The sequence below is a fragment of the Citrobacter sp. TBCS-14 genome, from assembly GCF_005280805.1.
Taxonomy (GTDB): Bacteria; Pseudomonadota; Gammaproteobacteria; order Enterobacterales; family Enterobacteriaceae; genus Citrobacter; species Citrobacter gillenii.
On sequence record NZ_SZWM01000657.1, the window covers coordinates 1 to 257 of the forward strand.

Sequence of the window (257 nt, forward strand, 5' to 3'; positions counted from 1 at the left end):
AACATTCCCGGACGGCATTTTTCCATCGCTCGGGTATGCGCCAGCGCGGTGATCTCTCCGGCACGGCGCATGAGCGCAATTTCTTCCGCTGATTTGAACAGGCGCATTTCATGCACCATTGGACGCCAGTCGATGATCGCGGCAGGCGCTCGCAGGTTTTGCCTGGAACCTTTACGCAGTTTATCCAGCGCCGTACACACAATCTCATCTGCCCAGGCATATTCGCCCTGTGCGTGATACACCGCGTCCAGGCCATT

The 257-nt window shown here is 57.2% G+C and carries 1 pseudogene; it reads right to left on the reverse strand.

The features are described from left to right. Positions 1 to 257 (reverse strand): annotated as a pseudogene (locus FDX22_RS20510) (Xaa-Pro aminopeptidase); the annotation flags it as partial.